18 protein-coding genes are annotated in these 22,600 nt (G+C 67.8%); 11 read left to right on the top strand and 7 right to left on the bottom strand.

Annotation, left to right across the window (positions count from 1 at the left end; translation table 11 throughout):
- Positions 1 to 310 precede the first annotated feature (310 nt).
- A complete protein-coding gene (locus tag AC4AMJ_RS01105) occupies positions 311 to 1,933 on the top strand; it encodes an Rv0361 family membrane protein (protein ID WP_489916741.1) in 1,623 nt (540 codons plus the stop codon).
- Positions 1,930 to 2,280: a hypothetical protein gene (locus AC4AMJ_RS01100; protein ID WP_489916739.1), complete on the top strand. Its 351-nt coding sequence runs from the start codon at positions 1,930 to 1,932 to the stop codon at positions 2,278 to 2,280. Before AC4AMJ_RS01105 ends, AC4AMJ_RS01100 begins: the two co-directional genes overlap by 4 nt.
- Before the next feature lie 211 nt (positions 2,281 to 2,491).
- Here the strand turns inward: AC4AMJ_RS01100 and fbaA are convergent, their stop codons facing one another.
- Entirely contained in the window at positions 2,492 to 3,529 is a 1,038-nt protein-coding gene (gene fbaA, locus AC4AMJ_RS01095) for a class II fructose-bisphosphate aldolase (protein WP_489897420.1), read from the bottom strand.
- A gap of 175 nt (positions 3,530 to 3,704) precedes the next feature.
- Between fbaA and AC4AMJ_RS01090 the strand changes: the two genes are divergently transcribed.
- Positions 3,705 to 4,739 (top strand): DUF368 domain-containing protein, encoded by a 1,035-nt coding sequence (locus tag AC4AMJ_RS01090; protein WP_489916737.1) that lies wholly within the window; start codon positions 3,705 to 3,707, stop codon positions 4,737 to 4,739.
- A gap of 11 nt (positions 4,740 to 4,750) precedes the next feature.
- Positions 4,751 to 5,470: a DedA family protein gene (locus tag AC4AMJ_RS01085; RefSeq protein WP_489897422.1), complete on the top strand. Its 720-nt coding sequence runs from the start codon at positions 4,751 to 4,753 to the stop codon at positions 5,468 to 5,470.
- Between the two features lie 45 nt (positions 5,471 to 5,515).
- Here AC4AMJ_RS01085 and AC4AMJ_RS01080 read toward each other — a convergent pair whose 3' ends face one another.
- Positions 5,516 to 6,658 (bottom strand): acid phosphatase, encoded by a 1,143-nt coding sequence (locus AC4AMJ_RS01080; protein ID WP_489916735.1) that lies wholly within the window; start codon positions 6,656 to 6,658, stop codon positions 5,516 to 5,518.
- A gap of 87 nt (positions 6,659 to 6,745) precedes the next feature.
- A complete protein-coding gene (locus AC4AMJ_RS01075) occupies positions 6,746 to 7,519 on the bottom strand; it encodes a MerR family transcriptional regulator (protein ID WP_489916733.1) in 774 nt (257 codons plus the stop codon).
- A gap of 144 nt (positions 7,520 to 7,663) precedes the next feature.
- Between AC4AMJ_RS01075 and AC4AMJ_RS01070 the strand changes: the two genes are divergently transcribed.
- The 5 genes from AC4AMJ_RS01070 (at position 7,664) to AC4AMJ_RS01050 (ending at position 14,361) form a co-directional block, all read left to right on the top strand.
- On the top strand, positions 7,664 to 8,662 hold the full coding sequence (locus AC4AMJ_RS01070) for an NAD-dependent epimerase/dehydratase family protein (protein WP_489916731.1): 999 nt from the start codon (positions 7,664 to 7,666) through the stop codon (positions 8,660 to 8,662).
- Between the two features lie 66 nt (positions 8,663 to 8,728).
- Positions 8,729 to 9,796 (top strand): thiamine pyrophosphate-dependent dehydrogenase E1 component subunit alpha, encoded by a 1,068-nt coding sequence (locus AC4AMJ_RS01065; RefSeq protein WP_489897426.1) that lies wholly within the window; start codon positions 8,729 to 8,731, stop codon positions 9,794 to 9,796.
- Positions 9,793 to 10,806: an alpha-ketoacid dehydrogenase subunit beta gene (locus tag AC4AMJ_RS01060; protein ID WP_489916729.1), complete on the top strand. Its 1,014-nt coding sequence runs from the start codon at positions 9,793 to 9,795 to the stop codon at positions 10,804 to 10,806. The genes AC4AMJ_RS01065 and AC4AMJ_RS01060 overlap by 4 nt, the downstream gene beginning before the upstream one ends.
- Positions 10,807 to 10,816: 10 nt before the next feature.
- Complete coding sequence (locus AC4AMJ_RS01055; protein ID WP_489916727.1) at positions 10,817 to 12,223, top strand: SRPBCC family protein; 1,407 nt, start codon at positions 10,817 to 10,819, stop codon at positions 12,221 to 12,223.
- Between the two features lie 653 nt (positions 12,224 to 12,876).
- Positions 12,877 to 14,361, top strand: a complete 1,485-nt coding sequence (locus AC4AMJ_RS01050; protein ID WP_489897429.1) for a long-chain-fatty-acid--CoA ligase — start codon at positions 12,877 to 12,879, stop codon at positions 14,359 to 14,361.
- Between the two features lie 99 nt (positions 14,362 to 14,460).
- On the opposite strand, the gene AC4AMJ_RS01045 is transcribed toward AC4AMJ_RS01050, so the two are convergent.
- The 4 genes from AC4AMJ_RS01045 to AC4AMJ_RS01030 all read right to left on the bottom strand — a co-directional run bounded on the left by AC4AMJ_RS01045 (position 14,461) and on the right by AC4AMJ_RS01030 (position 17,877).
- Entirely contained in the window at positions 14,461 to 15,141 is a 681-nt protein-coding gene (locus tag AC4AMJ_RS01045) for a TrmH family RNA methyltransferase (protein WP_489916725.1), read from the bottom strand.
- 47 nt (positions 15,142 to 15,188) lie between these two features.
- Complete coding sequence (pyrE, locus tag AC4AMJ_RS01040) at positions 15,189 to 15,758, bottom strand: orotate phosphoribosyltransferase (RefSeq protein ID WP_489897431.1); 570 nt, start codon at positions 15,756 to 15,758, stop codon at positions 15,189 to 15,191.
- A gap of 66 nt (positions 15,759 to 15,824) precedes the next feature.
- Positions 15,825 to 16,844, bottom strand: a complete 1,020-nt coding sequence (locus AC4AMJ_RS01035) for a hypothetical protein (protein WP_489897432.1) — start codon at positions 16,842 to 16,844, stop codon at positions 15,825 to 15,827.
- A gap of 4 nt (positions 16,845 to 16,848) precedes the next feature.
- Positions 16,849 to 17,877 (bottom strand): D-2-hydroxyacid dehydrogenase, encoded by a 1,029-nt coding sequence (locus tag AC4AMJ_RS01030; protein ID WP_489897433.1) that lies wholly within the window; start codon positions 17,875 to 17,877, stop codon positions 16,849 to 16,851.
- 127 nt (positions 17,878 to 18,004) lie between these two features.
- Here AC4AMJ_RS01030 and AC4AMJ_RS01025 point away from each other — a divergent pair, with 127 nt between their 5' ends.
- Both AC4AMJ_RS01025 and AC4AMJ_RS01020 read left to right on the top strand, forming a co-directional pair.
- Positions 18,005 to 19,330, top strand: coding sequence for an aspartate aminotransferase family protein (locus tag AC4AMJ_RS01025; protein ID WP_489916723.1), 1,326 nt, complete (start codon positions 18,005 to 18,007; stop codon positions 19,328 to 19,330).
- On the top strand, positions 19,327 to 22,596 hold the full coding sequence (locus AC4AMJ_RS01020; RefSeq protein WP_489916721.1) for an FAD-binding and (Fe-S)-binding domain-containing protein: 3,270 nt from the start codon (positions 19,327 to 19,329) through the stop codon (positions 22,594 to 22,596). The genes AC4AMJ_RS01025 and AC4AMJ_RS01020 overlap by 4 nt, the downstream gene beginning before the upstream one ends.
- The last annotated feature ends 4 nt before the right edge of the window (positions 22,597 to 22,600 follow it).

Here is a 22,600-nt window from a genome sequence, read left to right as displayed (position 1 = left end):
ACCGAGTGCTGTATCCGGTGCGCATTCGCTAGGGTGAATGACGCGATCGGCCACGACGCAAACCCACACGGCGGAGTCGTCACGAACTCACCGACGCCGATCAGATCCAATCCGGGGAAGCGGGGTGTACACGACGATGCCTCCATCGCGAGATGAACAGGGCTCGTTGGTCGGACGCGCCCTGCATGCATGGCGCAATCGCAACAACGACCACGCGGCCCGAACCGGCCGCCGTGGACCGGACGATTCCTGGGTAGACAGTACGAAGGGCGACGACGCAGCGGTGACAGACGCGACGAACACAGACGATGTGACCGGTCCTGTATCGGACGACGAGAAGCACGTCGGCGGAGCGGATGTCGACCAGGCAGGCGCCGATACGGACGGCGCCGAGGCCAACAGTGCAGAGGCCAACGGTGCCGCCGACACCATGAGCACCGACGACGAGCCGACCGGGACCGTCGCGACCGATGGCGACCAGGCAGAGGGCGACGCGGCAGGGGGCGACGCGGCAGGGGGCGACACGGCAGAGGGCGACACGGCAAACGCAGACACGGCAGAGGGCGACGCAGCAGACGCCGACGCAGCAGACGCCGACACCGCGGATGAGGACTCCCGGACGACCTCGGAATCGGACGCCGACGGGCCGCACGACACCGACGTCGCCGAATTGCACGATGAGTCCCCGTCGGATCCGGACACGAGCGACATCGAGACCGGCACCGACAACACCGACGACACGAACGCGGACCTCGCGCCGGCCGAGGACTCCGACGTCACCGACGCAGCGGCGGATGCCACTGACGCCGACACCGCTGAAGCCGACGACAGCCCGGCGGACGCCGTCGAGAGCCCGGAGCCGGCCGAAGCCGTACGACCCAAGCCGAAGGGCGGGCTCGGGATCGACTCGTCCACCAAGGTCATCCGTCGCCAAGATCTGCCCGACACCGCCGATCTGGCCGACCTCGACAGCATCGACGCACTGTCTGGCGACGACAGCGGCGAAGCAACCGACGAAGAACCCGACGAGTCGGTGTCGACGCACCCGAAGCCCGGCGGCAGTGCCAACCCCACCGATTCGGCGACCACGGTCATTCGCCGCGACGACCTCCCCGACGCCGACGAGCTCGACGATCTGTCGGAGATCAACGCGCTCGGTGCCGGGGTCGCCGGGGCCGCCGCCACCGCCGCGCCGGACGAAGCCGACACCACCGACACCACGGACACGACCGACTCGACCGACGAATGGGTCGATGTCGACGAGCCCGCATCGGCCGACGAAACGAAATCCGCCACCGAGAACGACACGGTTACCGGCGGCGACGAGACCGAGGACGATTCGGAATCGGGCTCGACCAAGGTCCTGCCGGCAACAGCCGGCGCCGCCGCCGCCACCGCCGCGGCCACCACGGCCTCGCAGGGCTGGTCCACGACCGCGCACAAGCCCGAGGTCATCCGCGGCAAGGACGAGACATCCCAGTCGAAGGCGAAGTCCAGCGGCCGTCGTCGTCTGCCGTGGATCATCGGTGCCGCGGTGATCGTGCTGATCGCCGTCGTCGTCGGTGGGGTTTTCGCGTACCTCAACCTGCGGCCACCGGCTCCCGCCGACGAGGCGGCCGACGCCGCCGAGAAATTCTCCACCGCGCTCTATGAGGGCGACCTGGAAACGCTGCGGTCGGTGACGTGTGGTGAGCGCAACCAGTTCTACCAGTCGATCAGCGACTCGGATTTCCAGAAGATCTACGACGGGCAGAAGAGTCGCGACGAACTGATCCGCGTCGACGACGTCAAGGCCGTCAAGGTGACCGGCGACGGAAGTCAGGCCGTGGTCGAGGTGTCGGCGGTGCACAGCACGAACCCGAACGACCCCATGACCGTGACGATCAATCTGCAGAAATCCGGCGACCAATGGAAGGTGTGCACTCCTCAGTGACCGGAAACGGACCCACTACCCGTCTGTCACACAGCACGTCCACGCAGCCACATGGCCCGTCCACCCAGGCCGGCTCGTCCACACAGCGCAGTACGGCCACACACGGCAGCTCGTCCTGGGTCCACCATCGGCCCGGGATCGAGATCCCCCCGGCCGAGCCGATCGAGGCCCGCGGCGCCTACTACGAGGCACCGACCCGCCCGTTGCGGATCGACGCGCCGACGGGACGCTACGCCCCCGCACCGCGCCCCACCCGGCGACGCCGTGTCGATCCCCCGGTCGTGCTCGCGGCGCTCGTCATGATCGCACTCGCCGTCGGCGTCATCGTCGGTCTCGCCACCCTCTGACCAACCAGAGCCAGGCCTGCGCCGACAGAACCCGAACACGCGCCGACAGAACCCGGACCCGCGCCGACAGAACCCAAAATCTCGCCGACAGAACCCGGACCCGCGCCGACAGAACCCGAAATCTCGCCGACAGAACCCCAGCTCCCACCGAGAGCACCCCGAAACGCCGACAGCACCCGGCGATGACCGGGTGCTGTCAGAAGATCGAAGGTCAGGCGGTGATGGACTTGCCCACCGACTTGAGGTCGGTGCAGGCCTCGATGACCCGCTCGGACATCGACGTCTCGGCCTTCTTCGACCAGACGCGGGGGTCGTAGACCTTCTTGTTGCCCACGTCGCCGTCGACCTTCAGAACACCGTCGTAGTTCGAGAACATGTGCCCGGCGATCGGGCGGGTGTAGGCGTACTGGGTGTCGGTGTCGACGTTCATCTTGACCACGCCGTAGCTGAGCGCTTCCTCGATCTCGCTCTTCAGCGAGCCGGAACCACCGTGGAAGACGAAGTCGAACGGCTTCGATCCGTCGGCCAGACCGAGCTTCTTGACCGCAACCTCCTGGCCGGTGTTGAGCACGTCGGGGCGCAGCTTCACGTTGCCGGGCTTGTAGACGCCGTGCACGTTGCCGAAGGTCGCGGCGAGCAGGTAGCGATTGCCCGTGTCGCTGGCGCCCAGCGCCTCAAGGGTCTTCTCGAAGTCCTCCGGCGTGGTGAACAGCTTGTCGTCGATCGCGGCCTCGACGCCGTCTTCCTCGCCGCCGACGACACCGATCTCGATCTCGAGGATGATCTTCGCGGCGCCCGCCTTGGCGAGCAGATCCTTGGCGATCTCGAGGTTCTCGGCCAGCGGGACCGCGCTGCCGTCCCACATGTGCGACTGGAACAACGGGTTCTTGCCCGCGTCGACGCGCTCCTGGGAGATGGCGAGCAGCGGACGGACGTAGGTGTCGAGCTTGTCCTTGGGGCAGTGGTCGGTGTGCAGACCGATGGTCACGTCGTACTTCGCGGCGACGACATGGGCGAACTCGGCAAGCCCGACGGCACCGGTCACCATGTCCTTCACACCGAGGCCGGAGCCGAACTCGGCACCGCCGGTGGAGAACTGGATGATCCCGTCACTGCCGGCGTCAGCGAAGCCCTTGATGGCGGCGTTGATCGTCGACGACGACGTGCAGTTGATCGCCGGGAACGCGTAACCCCCCTTCTTGGCCTTGTCGAACATTTCCGCGTACTGCTCTGGGGTAGCAATGGGCATGTCACGTCCTCCAACCGGATAAGGCTTTCGCGTCCTGCGAGTCGGTCACTCCCGTTCAGTATGTCAAGTCCGCTGCGTCGGCGTGCAACGCCCGGTACCTTCAGCAAATTCGATGTCAGCGGCACCGACGTGTCCTTTATGACCGATTTGCCGGGCGTCCGTACCATGGCCGGTGATGTCTGCGAATCCTCCGGTGAGCACCACCCCCGACAAGTCCCATACCGAAGAAGGCCGTCCCGATTCCGCCGGACCGCCCACCACGCGGCCCCCACGGCCGACCGCCGCCGCATTCGGGGCGAACCTCGCGCGCGGCGCGCTCATCGGTGCTGCCGAGACCGTGCCGGGTGTCTCCGGCGGCACGGTTGCGCTCGTCACCGGCGTCTACGGCCGGCTGATCGGCTCGGCGAAACACCTCGTCGACCTGCCGAGAGCAGTGGTCTCCGGCGAATGGCGCTCGGCTGTTCGGCGCATCGACTGGTGGCTGCTGGTCCCGATCGGGCTGGGCATGGCCGTCATGGTGGCGACGATCGCCGGCGTGATGGAAGAGTTCGTCACCGAGCAACCGGTCTACTCCCGCGCCCTGTTCATGGGCATGATCGCGATGTCGGTGGTGGTCCCGTTCCTCGAGATCTCCCCGGGCGCACTCACCTCCCGACGCGACAAGACCAGAGCGTTCGGCGTGTTCGCCGTCGCGGCGATCGCTGTGTTCGCACTGACGTCGCTGCCACGCTCGGAGATCGTCGATCCGCCGCTCCTGCTGGTATTCGCCGTCGCGGCGGTGGCCGTCTGCGCCCTCGTCCTGCCGGGAGTGTCCGGGTCGTTCTTCCTACTGGTGGTCGGGGTGTACGCACCGACCATGGCCGCCGTCGACTCCGTCGATCTCGCCTACCTCGCGACCTTCGCGCTGGGGGCGATCGTCGGCCTGGCGTCGTTCGTGCGAATTCTCGAACGTTTGCTGGCCAACCACCACACCACGGCGATGGTCGCGGCGGGCGGTTTGCTGCTCGGTTCGTTGCGGGCGCTGTGGCCGTGGCAGGCCGACGACGGCGGCGTGCTCGGGGTGGGTGCGGACTGGCCGGGGGCGCTGGGCCTGTTCTTGATCGGGGCCCTGCTGGTGGGGGTCGTGGTGGTCCTGCAGCGACGCCGGTTCACCACCGACACCGATGGCCTGTCACCTGGTGAAATGGGTTCGCGGGTCGCTGCCCGGTAGTCTGAGGCGTCGTGATCGACTCCGCGCTCGTCCAGACCACGACAAACGTCGCCCTCATGCCGGGATTTCTCGACCCGGTGACCCTGCTCGGCTACTTCGGTGCCTGGGCGTTCTGGGGCCTGCTGCTCGTGATCATGGTCGAGTCCGGAATCCTGTTCCCGGTGCTCCCGGGCGATTCGTTGCTCTTCGTGGCGGGCATGGTCGTCGCCGCGGGTGGCAAGGAGGGCATCGACAAGTTCGCGTCCCTCTGGCAACTGCTGATCTTCGTCCCGATCGCCGCCATCATCGGCGGACAGATCGGGTATTGGATCGGCCGCTACGTGGGCACCAGCATGTTCAAACCGGATGCCCGCTTCCTCAAGGAGCGCTACCTCGTCGAGGCGCACGAGTTCTTCGAGAAGCGTGGACCGATCACCATCTTCCTGGCCCGCTTCGTGCCCATCGTCCGCACGATCGCTCCGATCGTCGCCGGCGCCGCCCGAATGAAGTACTCGATCTTCTTCATCTACAACGTCGCCGGCGCCATCGTGTGGGGTGCCGGCATCGTGCTCCTCGGCTATTGGCTTGGCCGGTTCGAATTCGTCCAGAACCTGATCGAGCCGATCTTCATCTTGATCGTTCTGCTCTCGGTGCTGCCGATGTTCATCGAGTGGTACCGCCGTCGTCGGGTGGCCAAGAAGTCACCGGACGCAGCCCTGACGACGTCCACCGAGACCACCGACACCGTCTGATCCATCCCGCACGGTGGCGTTGCGGGCCGTGGCCGCGCATCGCCGCTATGGGCGCGCTGCGTATGCCGCGGCGAGGTCGATCCGCAGCCAGCCGCCGTTCGACCCGGCCTGATCGAGCGGATAGCCGGCGTCTATCGACGTGCGGCGCAGGATGTCGAGCCGCTGGGCGTCGGAGAGCCCGGGGAATCGACTCTTCAGCAACACGGCCGCCGCCACGGGGATCTGATTGCGCTGCCCGGGCGCCACCTTTGCAAATCCGTAGGTCATCACCTCACGATGTTCGGCGACAGCCTGCCGGGTGGTCAGGTACGGCGTGTCGCGGGCGATGAACTGTGCGACGGGCATGCCGACGGCGCGTTGCAGTTGTGTGCGCAGCTCTGTCCCGGCGTCTGCGATCAGCGCGGCGAATCGCGGGTCGCTCAACCGGGCGGTGGCGATGTCGGTGCCCATGATCCGGCCGCCCATCACGTCGAGCGGATAGTGCACACCCAGCACGATGCGGCCACGGCCGATCTCCCCCGCACGGGCGATGATCTGCGGCCCCAGTTCGGGCAACCAGTAGGCGAGCAACGCGCCCTTCCAGTAACCCATGTTCGCGTGGCCCGACGGATATGAGCCGTTGCCCTCGAGCTCGGCGTAGAGGTGTCCGCCCGGGCGGTCGTAGCGCCGGATGGTGTTCGGCGCGACGACGAACGGACGTGGGTTGTTGTACAGCTGCTTCTCGAGAAGGCTGGTGCCCAGCGGGAGGCCCGCACGCGCGGTGTCGCCACCGACGAGCGCCTGCACCTTGGGGAGTCTGCCGTCGGCGAGGAGGGTGCGGAACACCGGACCGAGCTTCGCACCGAGGGCGTCCGAGAGCGAGATGAGCCGGTCGTCGTAGTTGATGGCGATGGCGTCCGCCTGCTGCTGCGCGGTCGCGGAGTTGTTGATCCGCTGCACCTTCTGCAGGTTCGCGGCCATGATCGACGGATGGGTGGCGCGCAGGTCGGCGAACCCGTCCAAGACCGGCAGATAGGTGCCCGACGGCGGGACGTCCGACGCATAGGGCCCGACCAGTTGAGCGGTCGTGAACCCGGTGCTCGTGGCGGTCGGCGCCGCGACTGCAGCTCCACCCCCGACGAACCCGAACATGACGATCAGTGCGGTCAGAACTGTGGGGAACACCAGGCGCAGGCGCGAAGTCGACACGGAGCAACACTCTTCCGCCCCACGCACCGATGGCGCAAGTGGTCACGCCGCGGCCACCCGACCGTCACGCATCGTTCCTCCGCCGGACTACTCCGGGTCCGGGTCGATCTCACCGTTGTCGAGTCGCTCCTGGATCTCGCCCGCCCGAAGGATCGCCGCACCGATCTCCTCGGCCATCACGTGCGCCGCCGACTGCCAGGCGACTGCACGAATCCGTTCGAGGTTCGCCTCGAGGTCCTCGATCGTGCCCTGGTACAGGTGCCCACGCTCGGACAGCCACTTCACCACATGCCGCTCACAGAGGTCCCGCAAGCTCGATCGCATGGCGTCGGCCGACCACCGGCTCAATTCGAAATCGCTTCCCAGTGTGAACATCTCGAGCGCACCGCGGAGCTGCGGCACACTCGCGGCGAACCAGACCTTACGTCCGTCCGGCGTCGTCCGACGCTCGAGATAGCCACTCGAGACGAGCGCGGGCACCTGATCCGGATACGCATCACCGAGGAGATCCGCGAGTTCCCCCTCATCGAGTTCTCGGTTCGAGGTGGCCAGCCACGCGGACCCGGCGACGGCCGGCCCGAGGAGATCGACGACCCTGCTCTGCGACTCCCCGGAATCCCCCAACACTGTGCGGATCGTCTGCAGACGTAGTCCACGACCTTGCAGCGCAGCGATCGACCGGAGACGTTCCAGGTGCTGCGACCCGTAGACCGCCTGCCCGCCCTTGCGCAGGGGACGCGGTAGCAGACCCTCGGACTGGTAATAGCGGATCGTCCGCGCGGGCACCTCGGCCACCTTCTCGAGTTCGGCCAGTGAGAACTCGGCACCCTCGGCGGTGTCATTCGCTGCCATACGTCTCATGAAATCACCTTCAAGTGCCATCGTGCACCGTTGGTCCGAACAACACTTGACAGTGCTGTGTGACTTGTCTTACTGTCGTTTTACAGTTAATACTGTCACACAACAGTGCTGCAGGTTCAAAGATCACCCAAGGAGGTTCCGCAGATGTCGGACGCCCGCCCCAACCCGACGGTCCCGTCGAAGGTCTTCATCACCGGCGCCGGCGGCTTCATCGGCCGCACTCTCGCCGCCCGCCTGCGTGAGCTCGGCGCCACGGTCACCGGCGTCGACCTCGTGGCCAACCCGGCCGAGGGCATCGTCGCCGGCAGCACCACCGACCCGTCGACCTGGGCCCATGCGCTCGAAGGTGTCGACGCGGTGGTCCACACCGCGGCGATCGTCAGCACCGTCGCCCCGGTCGACCAGGCCTGGGAGGTGAACGTGCTCGGCACCAAGAAGGTGCTCGACGCCGCGGTCGGCGCCGGCGTCGGCCGCTTCGTGCACCTCAGCTCGATCGCCGCCTACGGCTGGGACTACCCCGATCACGTCACCGAGGACTACCCGACCCGCGTCACCGGCGGGATCAGCACCTATACCGACACCAAGACGAACTCCGAACTGACGGTCCTCGCCAACGGCAAGCGCGGCATGGAGACCGTCATCGTGCGTCCGGCCGACGTCTACGGCCCCGGTTCGGTCTGGATTCGTGAACCGCTCGCGATGATCAAGAAGAAGCAGATGATCCTGCCCGAGCACGGCTCCGGCGTGTTCGACGTCATCTACATCGACAACTTCGTCGACGCGATGGTCCTGCTGCTCGCCGCCGACGGCGCCGACGTCGACGGCCAGATCTTCAACTTCGGTGAGGAGTTGATCCGCACCTGCGCCGAGTACTTCGGCGAGCTCGCCTCCTGGGTCGCGGGCGGCAAGGTCACGTCGGTGCCGATCAAGGTCGCCGTTCCTGCGCTCGACGCCGTCGGCAAGCTCCAGCGCCGACTGGGCATGAAGAGCGAGTTGGGCCCGGCCCTCATGCACATGTTCAACCGCAAGGTCGTCGTGTCCAACGAGAAGGCGCGCACCGTGCTCGGCTTCAAGCCCGTCGTCTCCTACGAGGAGGGCATGGCACGACAGAAGGAATGGGCCCGCCGCGAAGGACTCATCTGAGCACCCACACAGCTACCGAACGACAGGAAATATCGTGCATCACAACATAATTGCCGGAGGAAACCGATGAGCACCAAGCGGATGGACACCGCCCGCATCTACCGGATGATGGTCCGCATGCGACTGGTCGACGAGGCCTTCGTCGAGGCCTGGAAGGACGGCCTGGTGCCGGGTGAATACCACTCCGCCCACGGCGAAGAAGGCATCAACGCCGGCGTCCTCGCGCACCTGCACGCCAGTGACACCCTCGCCCTCGATCACCGCAACACCGGCCCGTTCGTCGGCCGCGGCATCGACCTCGAAGCGCTGATGCTCGAGGTGCTGGGATCCGATGAGGGCATCGCCCGCGGCATGGCCGGACACATGCACATCTTCGATCCGGACTCCAACGCCGGCGCGGACGGCATCGTCGGCGCAGGCGGCCCGCTCGCCGTCGGTCAGGCCATCGCGCACACCCGCGCGAATCCGGGCAGTGTCGCGGTCACCTTCCACGGTGAGGCCGCGATGAACCAGGGCATGATGATGGAGGCCTACAACATGGCCGTCGCCTGGAATCTGCCCGTGGTGTTCGTCTGCAAGGACAACAAGTGGGGCATCACCACCTACTCCAGCGACCAGACCGCCGGTGATCCGGTGCAGCGCGCCAAAGGATTCGGCCTGCACGTGGAGACGGCGGCCGGGCACAAGGTGGGCGACGTCCACCGTGCTGCCGGCAAGCTGATCGACCGCGCACGTGCCGGCAAGGGACCCGGGTTCTTGTACGTGACCTGCCACCGGCCCAACGGACATCTCGAGGGCGACCCGCTGGTCGGTCTGCTGCGTCAGCCCAAGCAGCAGCTGTCGGTGTGGGTGCCCGAGTTGATGGGTGGGTTCACCAACTCGCAGAGCGGCTCCACCGGCGAGAAGATGCGCGCGATGGTCGGCGTCGGCAAGCGTGCCGGTCGTTTCACCCGAGACATGGCCCTCAACTCCCGCAAGGACCCGGTCCGTCGCGGCCGGTCCCTGGTCGGGGCGGAAGCCGCGGCGACCATCGAAGCCCAGGAACGAGCCGAAGTGCTCGCCACCATCACCGCAGTCCGTGCGCGCGTCGGCAAGCGCCTCGGCTTCGGCGTCACCACAGGAGGAAACCGATGACCATCATGCGCTACGACGAAGCCGTCGACCACGCTCTCGGCCAGGCCATGGCCGCCGATCCCTCGGTCGTCACCTGGGGTGAGGACGTCGAGATCCTGCGCCGCGTGCTGCAGAGCCGCTTCGGCGTGGAGCGGGTGCGCGACACCCCGATCTCCGAGCAGGGCTTCATGTACGCCGGCATCGGTGCCGCCATGGCCGGCCTGCGCCCGGTGGTCGAGCTCTACATGATCGACTTCGGCATGGTCGGCTGGTCGGCGATCGCCAACGCGGGCTCCAAGTTCAAGGACTTCTCCGGCGGCCGCTGGAACGTCCCGATGGTGCTGCGCGCCGGTGTCGGCGGCTGGTACGCCGACGGTGGCCAGCATGAGCAGACCTTCTGGGGCAGCCTCTCCTCCTACCCGTCGACCGAGGTGGTGGTGCCGTCCACGCCGGCCGACGCGGCAGGCCTGATGCTCTCGGCAGTGCAGAGCGACGAGTTCACCGTCTTCCTCACCCCGAAGCTGCTCGACCAGCAGATCCTGGACTACCTCGGTGGCGACCAACGCGACACCCTGGATCTCACCCCCGTGCAGCCGAAGGCAGGCGCCATCGGTGAGGTGCCCGATGTCGTCACCCCGATTCCGTTCGGACAGGCCGCAACCCGGCGCACCGGTTCCGACATCACGCTGGTGTCGGTCGGTATCGGCGTGCATCGTTGCCTCGAGGCGGCCGATCAACTCGCCGCCGACGGGATCGAGGCCACCGTCCTCGACCTGCGTACCCTCGCCCCGCTCGACACCGAGGCCATCGTCTCCCACGTGGGCCGTACCGGCCGCGTCGTCGTCGCCGATGAGGACTACAGCCGTGGCGGCCTGACCGGCGAGATCGCCGCTCTGTTGCTGGAATCCGGCACCAACGCCCGCTATGCGCGGGTCGCGGTCGAACAGACCATACCCTTCGCGCCGCACCTCGAATATGCGGCACTCCCCAACGCCGAACGCATCGCGGCGGCAGCCAAATCTCTTTCCTGAGGACCGAATCATGACCACAACACTGCCCCTCGTCCAGATCGCGCTCAGTGTGCGCGACGTCCAGCACTCCCAGCGCTGGTACCGCGACATCTTCGGATTCACCGAGTCCGGTGGCACGCACGCCTTCATCCCGCTGCTCGGTTCCGAAGACGTCCAGAACGTGCCGGGCGCCACGAGTGTCTGCTGGTGGATGCTCGACGGCACTCCCGGATTCCAGATGGAGCTCTTCGAGTTCTCCAAGCCGCATCCGAAGCCAGTGCCCGCTGATTGGCGTCCGAGCGACATCGGTTACACCACAGTCGGTTTCCACGTCACCGACTTCGACGCGACGCTCGAGGCACTCGCCCGCCGGAACGTGACCCCGCTGACCGAGCCGATGGGGCTGCTGGGAGCGCGACGCGTCTGCGTCACCGACCCCGACGGTATCCTGCTGGAGATCATGGAAGACGACCCGCGCGTCGCCGGCATGGGACCTCGCCCGAACACCCCGGCAGTCGCCCGGTTCACGACATTGTCGGTTCCCGACCTCGCCGAGGCCCGGCGCACCTGGGTCGACGTGATGGGCCTGCCCGAGGTGGGCCTCGCACTGCATGACGCCGAGCACGAAAAGCTCTGGGGCCTGGCCGGTTCCACCCGTGAGTCGTTCGTCGTCCGCGCCGGTGATGCGTTCCTCGAGGTGGTTCAGTACCTGGATCCGGTCGGCAAGCCCTGGCCGCAGGGATATCACATCAGCGACCTCGGCATCCTCAATGTCGCTCTGGGTCTGCAGGATCGGGAGTCGTTGGACGCGCTCGTCGCGAAGGGGCAGAAGGTCGGCATCGAGCCGAACACCACCAAGGGCACGATCGTCGACAAGGTCTGGTACGCCTCGTACGTCAACGACCCCATGGGCTTCTCGATCGAGTTGCTCTGGCACGGCAGCAAGGGCAAGCGTCGCCCAGTGGACCCACTCGGTCTCCTCGAACTCGGCTTCACCGCCAAGAAGCCGCCCCTCAAGCGGGTGAGCGCCGTCGCCCAGACCACCGCGACCCCCGAGCAGGTGTGGGCTGTGCTCGACGATCACGCCACGATGTCCGACTGGACTCCGTTCAAACGCTCCGAGATCCTCAGCGGCGGAGACGCCGACGGCGTCGGACTGATCCGCAAGCTCAGCGGTGGTCCGGCCGGCATGGCGGTCACCGAGCAGATCGTCGCGGCCGAAGCACCCCACCGCATGGAATACACGGCCAAGGGTGCGCCCGGCATGAAGCGCTACTTCAGCCTCATCACCGTCGAGGCCAATCCGTCTGGTGGCAGCACGATCACCTGGGAGGCGCAGTACCGCACCCTCCTGCCGGGGTCGACCCTGATCACCGGCCGGATGGTGCAGATCCTCGCCGATGGTCTGGCTCGCGCTGCAGCGCTGTCGGCCAGCTGACCCCACCCCGGTCCCTGAGGAGCCTCCGAGCTTGCGAGGATGCGGCCCCACCACCCCGGTCCCCGAGGAGCCTCCGAGCTTGCGAGGATGCGTCGCCACCCGGTCCCTGAGGAGCCTCCGAGCTTGCGAGGATGCGTCACCACCCGGTCCCTGAGGAGCCTCCGAGCTTACGAGGATGCGTCACCACCCGGTCCCTGAGGAGCCTCCGAGCTTGCGAGGATGCGTCACGAAGGGCCCCTTCGTGACGGCCCTCCGCTAGCGCTCCGGACCTCCTCAGGGATCGGGAAAAAGCGAGCGAGCGTCATCACCCCGGCCCCTGAGGAGCCCGCGAGGAACGAGCGAGCGTCACCACCCGGTCCCTGAGGAGCCTCCGAGCTTGCGAGGATGCGTCACGAAGGGCCCCCTTCGTGACGGCCCTCCGCTAGCGCTCCGGACCTCCTCAGGGATCGGGAAAAAGCGAGCGCTCGCCACCACCCCGGTCCCTGAGGAGCCCGCGAGGAACGAGCGAGCGTCATCACCCCGGCCCCTGAGGAGCCCGCGAGGAACGAGCGAGCGTCATCACCCCGGCCCCTGAGGAGCCCGCGAGGAACGAGCGAGCGTCACGAAGGGCCACCCCCACCCGAACAACCCACCCACGAACAGGACTCACACATATGAACCTCACCGACAACCTGCGGCGCACCGCCGAGAACCACCCCGACGTCGTGGCGATCAAGCTGGATGATGCCGAGATCACCTACGCCCAGCTCAGCGGACTCGCGGCGAGAACCGCACGCTGGCTGCGTGATCTCGGTGTGGAGCCCGGCGATCGGGTCGCGGTGTCACTGCCGAACATCCCACACATGCCTGTCCTCTATTACGGAATCCTCTGGGCCGGTGCGGTCGTCGTGCCGATGAACCCGCTCTACAAGGACCGCGAGTTCGCCCACGTCCTCGGTGACTGTGGCGCGAAGGCGTTCTTCGCATGGAACGGCGTGGCAGAACAGGCCGCCAAGGGCGCAGCGGATGCCGGCGTGACCTTCGTCGAGGTCGACCCGGCGACCTTCCTCGGCCAGGTGACATCTCACGCGGCGACCAGGGCGGCCGATCGCGGCGGCGACGACACCTCGGTGATCCTTTACACCTCGGGCACCACCGGCGCACCCAAGGGAGCCGAGCTCACCCACGCGAACATGATCCGCAATGCAGAGGTCTGTGCGAGCGAGCGCCTCATCGGACTGTCCGTCGGCGACATGGTCTTCGGTGGTCTACCGCTGTTCCACGTCTTCGGACAGACCTGCATGATGAATGCGGCGGTACTGACCGGCGCGACCCTGACCCTGCTGCCCCGGTTCGATCCGCAGCGGGCACTGGAGATCATCGAGCGCGACAAGGTCACCCACATGGGCGGCGTGCCGACGATGTACGTCGCGTTGTCACAGTTCCCCGATCGTGACAAGTACGACACCTCCAGCCTGACCCGTTGCGTCTCCGGCGGTTCGGCCCTCCCCGTCGAGGTACTCGCCGCGTTCGAGGAGGCCTACGGCGCCATGGTTCTCGAGGGTTACGGCCTGTCGGAGACCTCACCGGTCGCGTCGTTCAACCACGCCGACCGCGAGCGCAAGCCCGGTTCGGTCGGTCAGCCGGTCGAGGGTGTCGAGCTCAAGCTCGTCGACGCGACGTGGAACGAGGTGCCCGAGGGCACCGACGGCGAGATTGCCATCAAGGGCCACAACGTGATGAAGGGCTACTTCGGCAACCCGGAAGCCACCGCTGCCGTATTGCGCGACGGATGGTTCCGGACCGGTGACATCGGTCGCCGAGACGAGGACGGCTACTACTACATCGTCGACCGCGCCAAGGACATGATCATCCGCGGCGGCTACAACGTGTACCCGCGCGAGGTCGAGGAGGTGCTCTACGGACATCCCGCCGTCGGTAGCGCCGCCGTCGTCGGCATCCCGAGCGAAATGCACGGCGAGGAGGTCGCGGCGGTGATCACCCTCAAGCCAGGAATGTCGGTGACCGAGGATGAGATCCGCGACTTTGCAAAGGAGCGCGTCGCCGCCTACAAGTACCCGCGCGTCGTGCGCATCGTCGACGAGCTGCCGCTCGGCCCGACCGGCAAGATCCTCAAGCGCGAGATCACCGTCTCCTGATGGCCTTTCGGGTTCTTCCGTCGGTTCTACATTCGTCCGCGCACAACTTCGCGAATACGAATCAGGAACCGGCGGAAGGACTCTGAAGGTCGATGCCGGCTACCACGCCTGGCCGAGATCCGCGTGCTGCCGGACCCACGCATGCATCGCGATCCCGGCCGCCACACCGGCATTGATGCTGCGAGTGGAGCCGAACTGTGCGATCGACACGGTGAGGTCGGCGTGGGTCTGGGCATCGTCACTGACGCCCGGGCCCTCCTGACCGAACAGCAGCACACACTCGCGGGGTAGGTCCGCGGTCTCCAGCCGCTGCGCACCGGGCGTGTTGTCGACCGCGACGACGGCCAGCTCCTCAGAACGCGCCCAGGCGATGAGCTCCGCGACCGAATCATGGTGCATCAGATGCTGATAGCGGTCGGTCACCATCGCGCCGCGACGGTTCCAGCGCCGACGTCCGACGATGTGCACCGCCGCCGCCGCGAACGCATTCGCCGTCCGTACGACCGTCCCGATATTGGCGTCATGGGCAAAGTTCTCGATGGCGACGTGGAACGGGTGCCGACGGTCGTCGATGTCGGCGACAATGGCCTCCCGCGACCAGTAGCGGTACGCGTCGACCACGTTCCGCGTATCCCCCTCGGTCAGCAGGTCGGGATCGAACCGCGGGTCGGTCGGCGGGGGTCCGCTGCGTTCGTCGGCCCACGGCCCCACACCCACCACCGGACCAGATCGCGGTTGCCACTCGGTGGGCCCGGACTGATCCGCTCCGGGCTTGTCCACGCCGGAACTTCCCACTTCCGACTCACCCAGCCCGGACTGCTCCACCCCTAGCCCAGTCCGAGGTCGCTCAACCCGAGCAACGAGCGGTACGGCACCCCGAGGGCACCGATCACCTCGTCGGCTCCGGTGGCGCGGTCGACGACGGTGGCCACCCCGATCACCGTCGCACCGGCCTCGCGGGCCGCTTCGACAGCCGCCGACGGCGACGCGCCGGTCGTCGATGTGTCCTCGACGACGAGGACATTGCGTCCTGCGATGTCGGGACCTTCGATGCGGCGCTGCATGCCGTGGGTCTTGGCCGACTTGCGCACGACGAACGAATCGATCTCCCGCCCGGGCGCATGCATGATCGACGTGGCAACGGGATCGGCACCCAGCGTCAGTCCGCCGACGGACTGGTAGTCCCAGTCCGCGGTGAGCTCACGCATCAAACTGCCGATGAGTCGCGACGCCTCGTGATGCAGCGTGGCGCGGCGCAGGTCGACGTAGTAGTCGGCCTCCTTGCCCGAGGACAGCGTCACCCGCCCGTGCACCACCGCGAGTCCGGTGACCAGCTCGGCGAGACGCGAGCGGCCGTCGGCGTTGACGGTGGGCGGGACTGCAGCTGACGAGGACATGTCACGGCTCATTTCTCGGTATCGACTACGGCAATCGGCGGCAACGGTCCGTGACGGTCCGGGTGGTCAACTCTTGCGGTGACGATTCGGCCGGTCCGTGGGCGGCATCGTGCTCGGGGGCATATCGTACGGGCGCGCCGGGCGACCGACTCCCGATGGTGGTGGCGCGGACTCCTCGTCGCGATCGGCCGCAGGCCGCGCACCGGTGGGCGGTTGCGGGGGACGACGAACCGGCATCGGCTGCATGCGACGCCCGGCGGTGGACGGCCCGGACGCCGGGTCCGCGGCGGCACTCCATGCGCGCGTCGGGGCCGGCGCAGCATCCCCACTGTCCGGCGTGGCCGGTCGCGGGTTCTCGTCCGCGGCAGCGACCCGCGCACGCCGCTGCTTGTCCCGCATCGACTCGGTCTTCTCGTCCGCGAGTTCGGCGCGCGTCGGCCCATGCGGATCACGCGGGTCCGGCGCATCCTGGGGGTCGGTGAGCGGCGGCAACACCCGCAGCAGGTCGGCGAAGCGACGGACCACGTCCAGACCGGTGTCGAGCTGGCCGTCGTCGGCGGTCAGAGGCATGGACCCGAGCACCCAGTTGCCCTCGTTCCACAGCACCTCGATGTAGGACGGCGCGGTGTTGGCGAGCGCCACCATCCGACGGTCGCAGACCCGGCGTGCCACGTCGAGATTGTTCGAGAACATGACGCGCGGACCCATGGCACCGAGGAGTTCGACGTCTTCCTCGGCCGGGGCGAGCACGTCCTCGTGACGCAGATCCACCACAACCGCCGACGGCGTGGAGCGCCGGACCGCGACCACCGTGGCGGTCTCGGCGAGATCGAACACCACCGCCTCGGCGCCGCCGAACTGCCCGAATGCGACGTCACGAACCTCGACCCGGTCCGGGACATTCATCGTTGCGCGGTGGAAAACCTTGCGCAGCTTGGTATCCGTTTCCCGGAACTTGAACTCGTGCTGATCGCCCCAGACCGCCCGACGATGCCGCACGGCACTCGAACGTTGTCGGTCCAGCCACAACAGGGCGACCGCACCGGCCAGTGCCAACACGGCGATCACGAAATACACGATGGTCATCGGGCTACAGCCTACTATCGCCGGTCGCCCGCGTAGCGGTCACGACATATCCGCGCTCCTTGTCGACGACGTTGTCCAGGACATCGGCGAGTGATCGCGATGTGTCCGCGGCCACGTACCGCCGCAGGTTGGCCAGGAACTGCTCGGCGAGTACGTCCCGCCAGCCCACGACGTCGCCGCTCATGTGGGCCGAGACGTCGACGTTGTCCATCTCCCACAGCGGGCTGGTCTCGGCCAGCGGCTCGTCGGTGAACACGTCGAGCGACGCCGCACCGATCTCGCCGTTCTCCAGTGCGGCGATGAGTGCGGGCTCGTCGACGAGCTGGCCGCGACCGACGTTGATGAAGTGCGCCTCCGGACGCATCGCGCGCAGGACGTCGGCGTCGATCATCCGGTCCGTCTGGGGCGTCAACGGCGCGATCGCCACCACGGTGTCGAAATCTCCGACGTGGTCGGCCAGCTCGGCCGTGGGGACGACGCTCCCGAAGTCGGGATCGTCGGTGCGGGCGGTGCGGCCGGCGCCGGTGACCGCAATCCCGACCGCGGACAGCAGACGGGCGATGGCACGCCCGATTCCACCCGTCCCTATCACCAATGCCGACCTGCCCTCGGTGCGTGCCGTTTCCCGGTGCCGCCAGATGCGTTGTACCTGCAGCCGCTTGGAGATGTGCAACTGCTTGTCGTGAGCCAGGATCGATGCGAGGACGAACTCCGCTATCGGGCGGTCGAACACGCCGGCCGCGTTCGTCACCACGATGTCGGCGGCGCGCAGATCGTCGAAGAGCAGCGAGTCCACACCGGCCGCGCACACATGCACCCAGCGCAGATCTGCGGTCGACGGCCCCCAATTGTCCTTCAGCGCACGAGAAAAGAAGTCCCACACGAGCAGGACGTCGGCGCCGGGCAGGGCGTCGGGCAACGTTGCCGCGGTGCAGTCACGGATGGTCGCGATCTCGGCGATCTGATCGATGTTGGACGGCGAGGGGACGCCCTCGGCCCCGAGGACGGCGATGACAGGTCGTTGGGTGGCCACGCCTCACGGTAACCAGAACGTGCCCGGCACCGCCGACTTCCGACCACCCGGGAGTGCCTGGCGGCTTCCCCACCTGCACCAATGTCCAATTGTTGACAATCCGACGATCGACCGTCACGGTGTACCCATGACCGTCACCACCGAAGCCATGCAGACCGCCCAGACCGCGACCTTGAGCCCCGCGCTCAAACAGGCCACGCCCGTCGTGGTCGACCATGCACTGGGCTCGTGGATACACGGCACCGACGGCAACGACTACCTCGACTTCACCACCGGTATCGGCGTCACCAGCACCGGCCACTGCCACCCACGGGTCGTCGCAGCGGCGCAGGAGCAGTGCACGAAGATCATCCACGCCCAGTACACGACGGTGATGCATCCGCCGCTGCTCGAGCTGACCGAAAAGCTCGGCCATGTCCTGCCGCTCGGTCTCGATTCGGTGTTCTACGCCAACTCGGGCTCGGAGGCGGTCGAGGCGGCGATTCGCCTGGCCCGCATGGCGACGGCGCGACCGAACATCATCGTCTTCCAGGGCGGATTCCATGGCCGGACCGTCGCGGCGGCCAGCCTGACCACCGCGGGCACCCGATTCTCCGCGGGCTTCTCCCCGCTGATGTCCGGTGTGCACATGGCGCCGTTCCCCTATGCCTATCGCTACGGCTGGGACACCGACACCGCCGTCGACTTCGCGCTGCGGGAACTCGATTACCTGCTGCAGTCGCGGGTCGCCCCCAACGACACCGCCGCGTTCCTCATCGAACCGGTCCTCGGCGACGGCGGCTATCTGCCCACACCGCCGCGATTCCTGGAGGGCCTGCGCGAGCGCGCCGATCGCCACGGCATCCTGTTCATCCTCGACGAGGTACAGGCCGGCTTCGGCCGGACCGGCAAGTTCTGGGGCCACCAGCACGCCGACGGCTTGACACCGGACATCCTGATCACCGCCAAGGGCCTGGCCTCGGGTTTCCCGATCTCGGCGATCGCCGCATCCACCGAACTCATGAGCAAGGCCTGGCCGGGATCGCAGGGCGGCACCTACGGCGGCAATGCCGTCGCCGCCGCCGCCGCGATCGCGACCATCGACGTCATCCGTGACGAGGACCTCGTGGAGAACGCACGAATCCGGGGCGAACAACTCCTCACCGGCCTGCGGGACATCGCCGCGCGGTTCGACGCCATCGGTGACGTCCGCGGCCTGGGTCTCATGGCGGGTATCGAGTTCGTGACCAGCGGCGACGACTCCACCACCGCTCCCGACGCCGCCGCGGCCGCCGCGGTGCAGCAGGCCACCACCCGGCATGGTCTGCTGACACTGACGTGCGGTCCCGCGGGCAACGTGGTGCGCCTCATCCCGGCGCTGGTGGTCACCGAGGACGAGATCGCGACGGGTCTGGAACGTTTCGCCGCGACCCTGTCCGATGTGTTCTCAGGCGATACCCTCGGACAGAGATGACACATGTCAGCCTGACCGGATCGTCGACAGACCTCGAAGTCGCCGAGGCCCTCGCGGCCCTCGGCGTCGAGGTGGACACGTCCTCGCGTCGTCTCTCCGAGTACTCCTATGACGCCTCCAATTACCGGATACGCCCGGTGGCGGTCGTCTTCCCGCGCACCGACGACGACGTCGCCCGCACGGCAGCGCTGTGTCATGCCCATGGGGTCGCCGTGATCGCCCGAGGCGGCGGCACCTCGATGGGCGGCAACGCCATCGGTCGCGGAGTGGTCATCGACCTGTCCCGTCACATGACCCGCATCCGCGAGCTGGACGCGACGTCGGCGACCGCCATCGTGGAGAGCGGAATGGTGCTCACCACTCTGGCCGCGCAAGCCCGGTCGGCCACCGACGGACGGCTCACGTTCGCACCCGATCCGTCATCGGCGTCACGGGCCACGGTCGGCGGCGCGATCGGCAACGACGCCTGCGGCAATCACTCGGTGCGCCACGGCCGTACCACCGATCACGTCGATGAGCTGTATCTGGTGACCGCCGACGGCGTGCGCCTGACCGCCACGCGCACCGGCGTGTTCGCCACCGACGACGCCGACGCCGCCGCGGTCGTTCGCGCTGCCGAACTGACCGAACGCCTGCGCGACCTCGCCGCCCGCCACATGGCCATCCTGCGCACCGACCTGGAGACCATCCCGCGCCAGGTGTCGGGATACCACCTGGCGAAGCTGTTGCCGGAGAACGGGTTCGACGTCGCCCGCGCCCTCGTCGGCAGCGAGGGGACGTGCGCGATCGTGGTCGCGGCCAAGGTACGGCTTGTCCCGGTGGCCGCCTCCCCGTTGCTCATCTGCGTCGGCTATCCCACCGTGAGCGACGCGGCCCGCGACATCCCCGCCATCCTGCCCTACGCTCCGTCGGCGGTGGAGGGTATCGACCGCAAGATCGTCGCGACGATGGCCGCCCGACGCGGCCGCGACACCGTGACCGCGCTCCCCGGCGTCGCCGACCCCACCTGCACGGCATGGTTGTTCATCGACATCGACGAACACAGCGCCGCACAACAATCCGAATCCGACGTCGCCGCCACGGCCAAACGCCTGCTCGACGAACTGCACGCCCGCGGCCGGATGATCGCCGGCACCACGGTCCCCGATCCCGCTGCGCGCAAGACACTCTGGCGCGTCCGCGAGGACGGCGCGGGCCTGTCGTCGCGGCTGGCCGACCCCGATGACGACAGCGTCGGCTCCGACTACGAGTCCTGGCCCGGCTGGGAAGACGCCGCCGTCGCGCCGGAGCGTCTGGCCGACTACCTCGACGACTTCACCGACCTCCTCGACCGGCACGATCTCACCGGGGTCATGTACGGCCACTTCGGTGCCGGATGCATGCACGTGCGGATCACCTTTGACCTCCGCACCGCCGACGGCCGCGCGGCCATGGAGCGCTTCTGCACCGACGCGGCACGCCTCGTCGTCGCGCACGGCGGTTCCCTCTCCGGTGAGCACGGCGACGGTCGTGCGCGATCGGCGCTGCTGCCGATCATGTACTCGCCGACGATGCTGGCGGCGTTCGCCGAGTTCAAACAGATCTGGGACCCGCAGGGCATCCTCAACCCCGGCTCCATCGTCGACCCCGCCCCGATCACCGACGACCTCGCGCTCGCCGGGGTACCGGAGCGGCGCTGGCAGACGATGTTCCACCTGGGTACCCCCGATCCGGCAGCAGTCGGCTCCGGCGCTCCCACAAATGCGCCCCAGAAAAGCGCCCTCGGCAGCAGCGTGGTTGACACTATGTCGACGGCGGGCGCACAGAGGGCGGATTTGCGGGGCGCTTTTCCGGAAGCCGCGGCAAACGAGCCCACCACCCATGCGTCACTCGACCCGTTCGTCCACGCCGTCCAGGGCTGCATCGGCGTCGGCCGGTGCCGCGCGTCGTCCGGCGGAGTGATGTGCCCCAGCTATCGCGCCACCCGCGACGAGAAGGACTCCACCCGCGGGCGTGCCCGCGTCCTGCAGGACATGGTGCGCACCGCCCCCGACATCGAAACCGGTTGGCAGTCCACCGATGTCGCCGAGGCGCTCGACCTGTGCCTGTCGTGCAAGGCATGCTCCACCGACTGCCCCACCGGCGTCGACATGGCCACCTACAAAGCGGAGTTCCTGCATCACCACTATCAGGGTCGACGACGTCCCCTGTCGCACTACTCACTGGGCTGGATGCCCGCCTGGCTCGGTGTGGCCGGCACGCTCGCGCCGGTCATCAACGCGTCGCTGAAGAGTCCGTTGCGCCGCGTCGCCGCCCGCGCCGGAGGCCTCGACCCCCGCCGGAGCATGCCGCGTTTCGCCACCCGGCGCGACCGCACAAGGCATCTGCGTGATCTCGCTCCGGTGACCGCGGCCACCGACACCGTGCTGTTCGTCGATTCGTTCACCCGCGCATTCCGACCACAGGTGGCCACCGCCGCCGCCGAGGTGCTCGGCGCCACAGGTCAGACGGTGGGCTGCACCAGCGACAACTGTTGCGGACTCACCTGGATCTCCACCGGGCAACTCACGCGGGCACGAAAGGTCCTGTCCCGCACCGCCCAGAACCTCGACGACGGCACCGACCGCCCGATCGTCGTCCCCGAACCGAGCTGCGCGGCCGCCCTGGCCAAGGATCTGCCCGAACTGGTCCACACCGACGCGGCACGACGAGTGGCCGCACGCGTGCACAGCTTCGCCGATCATCTGCCGACTCTCCTCGCTCAGGGCTGGCGGCCGGCGAACCTACCCGACGCGGTCACACTGCAGACCCACTGCCACGAGTACGCGGTGTTCGGCGCACGCACCGGCGCAGGCGTTCTCGAGGCGATGGGGGTCGAGGTACACACGGCCGACGGATGTTGCGGTGTCGCCGGCAACTTCGGCTTCGAGCGCGGGCATTACGAGGTCAGCGTCGCGGTTTCGGAGAACGCCCTGGCACCGGCGCTGCGATCGGCGCCCGAGCGCCCGGTGATCACCGACGGCTTCAGTTGTGCCATGTCCGTCGACCACCTGTCGGCCACCGACCCGGCCATCCGCTCGACGGGCCTGCATCTCGCCGAGATCCTCACCCGGCCCGCCCCATCCCCGCCGACAGAACCCGTCTTCGCGCCAACAGAACCCCAGCTCGCGCCGACAGAACCCAAAAACTCGCCGACGGAACCCCAGCTCGCGCCGACAGAACCCAAAGACTCGCCGACAGAACCCAACCGCCCACCCACAGCACCCCCCACCTCGGAAGGAGCGTGACCCG

Source organism: Gordonia sp. LMA484, from assembly GCF_058129505.1.
This window is presented reverse-complemented; position numbering and strand designations above follow the sequence as displayed.

Bases quoted from the DNA above. Each gene is read 5' to 3' on its own strand.
- fbaA (WP_489897420.1), bottom strand. From the start codon at position 3,529: ATGCCCATTGCTACCCCAGAGCAGTACGCGGAAATGTTCGACAAGGCC.
- AC4AMJ_RS01090 (WP_489916737.1), top strand. From the start codon at position 3,705: ATGTCTGCGAATCCTCCGGTGAGCACCACCCCCGACAAGTCCCATACC.
- AC4AMJ_RS01075 (WP_489916733.1), bottom strand. From the start codon at position 7,519: ATGAGACGTATGGCAGCGAATGACACCGCCGAGGGTGCCGAGTTCTCA.
- AC4AMJ_RS01070 (WP_489916731.1), top strand. From the start codon at position 7,664: ATGTCGGACGCCCGCCCCAACCCGACGGTCCCGTCGAAGGTCTTCATC.
- AC4AMJ_RS01065 (WP_489897426.1), top strand. From the start codon at position 8,729: ATGAGCACCAAGCGGATGGACACCGCCCGCATCTACCGGATGATGGTC.
- AC4AMJ_RS01060 (WP_489916729.1), top strand. From the start codon at position 9,793: ATGACCATCATGCGCTACGACGAAGCCGTCGACCACGCTCTCGGCCAG.
- AC4AMJ_RS01055 (WP_489916727.1), top strand. From the start codon at position 10,817: ATGACCACAACACTGCCCCTCGTCCAGATCGCGCTCAGTGTGCGCGAC.
- AC4AMJ_RS01050 (WP_489897429.1), top strand. From the start codon at position 12,877: ATGAACCTCACCGACAACCTGCGGCGCACCGCCGAGAACCACCCCGAC.
- pyrE (WP_489897431.1), bottom strand. From the start codon at position 15,758: ATGTCCTCGTCAGCTGCAGTCCCGCCCACCGTCAACGCCGACGGCCGC.
- AC4AMJ_RS01035 (WP_489897432.1), bottom strand. From the start codon at position 16,844: ATGACCATCGTGTATTTCGTGATCGCCGTGTTGGCACTGGCCGGTGCG.
- AC4AMJ_RS01025 (WP_489916723.1), top strand. From the start codon at position 18,005: ATGACCGTCACCACCGAAGCCATGCAGACCGCCCAGACCGCGACCTTG.
- AC4AMJ_RS01020 (WP_489916721.1), top strand. From the start codon at position 19,327: ATGACACATGTCAGCCTGACCGGATCGTCGACAGACCTCGAAGTCGCC.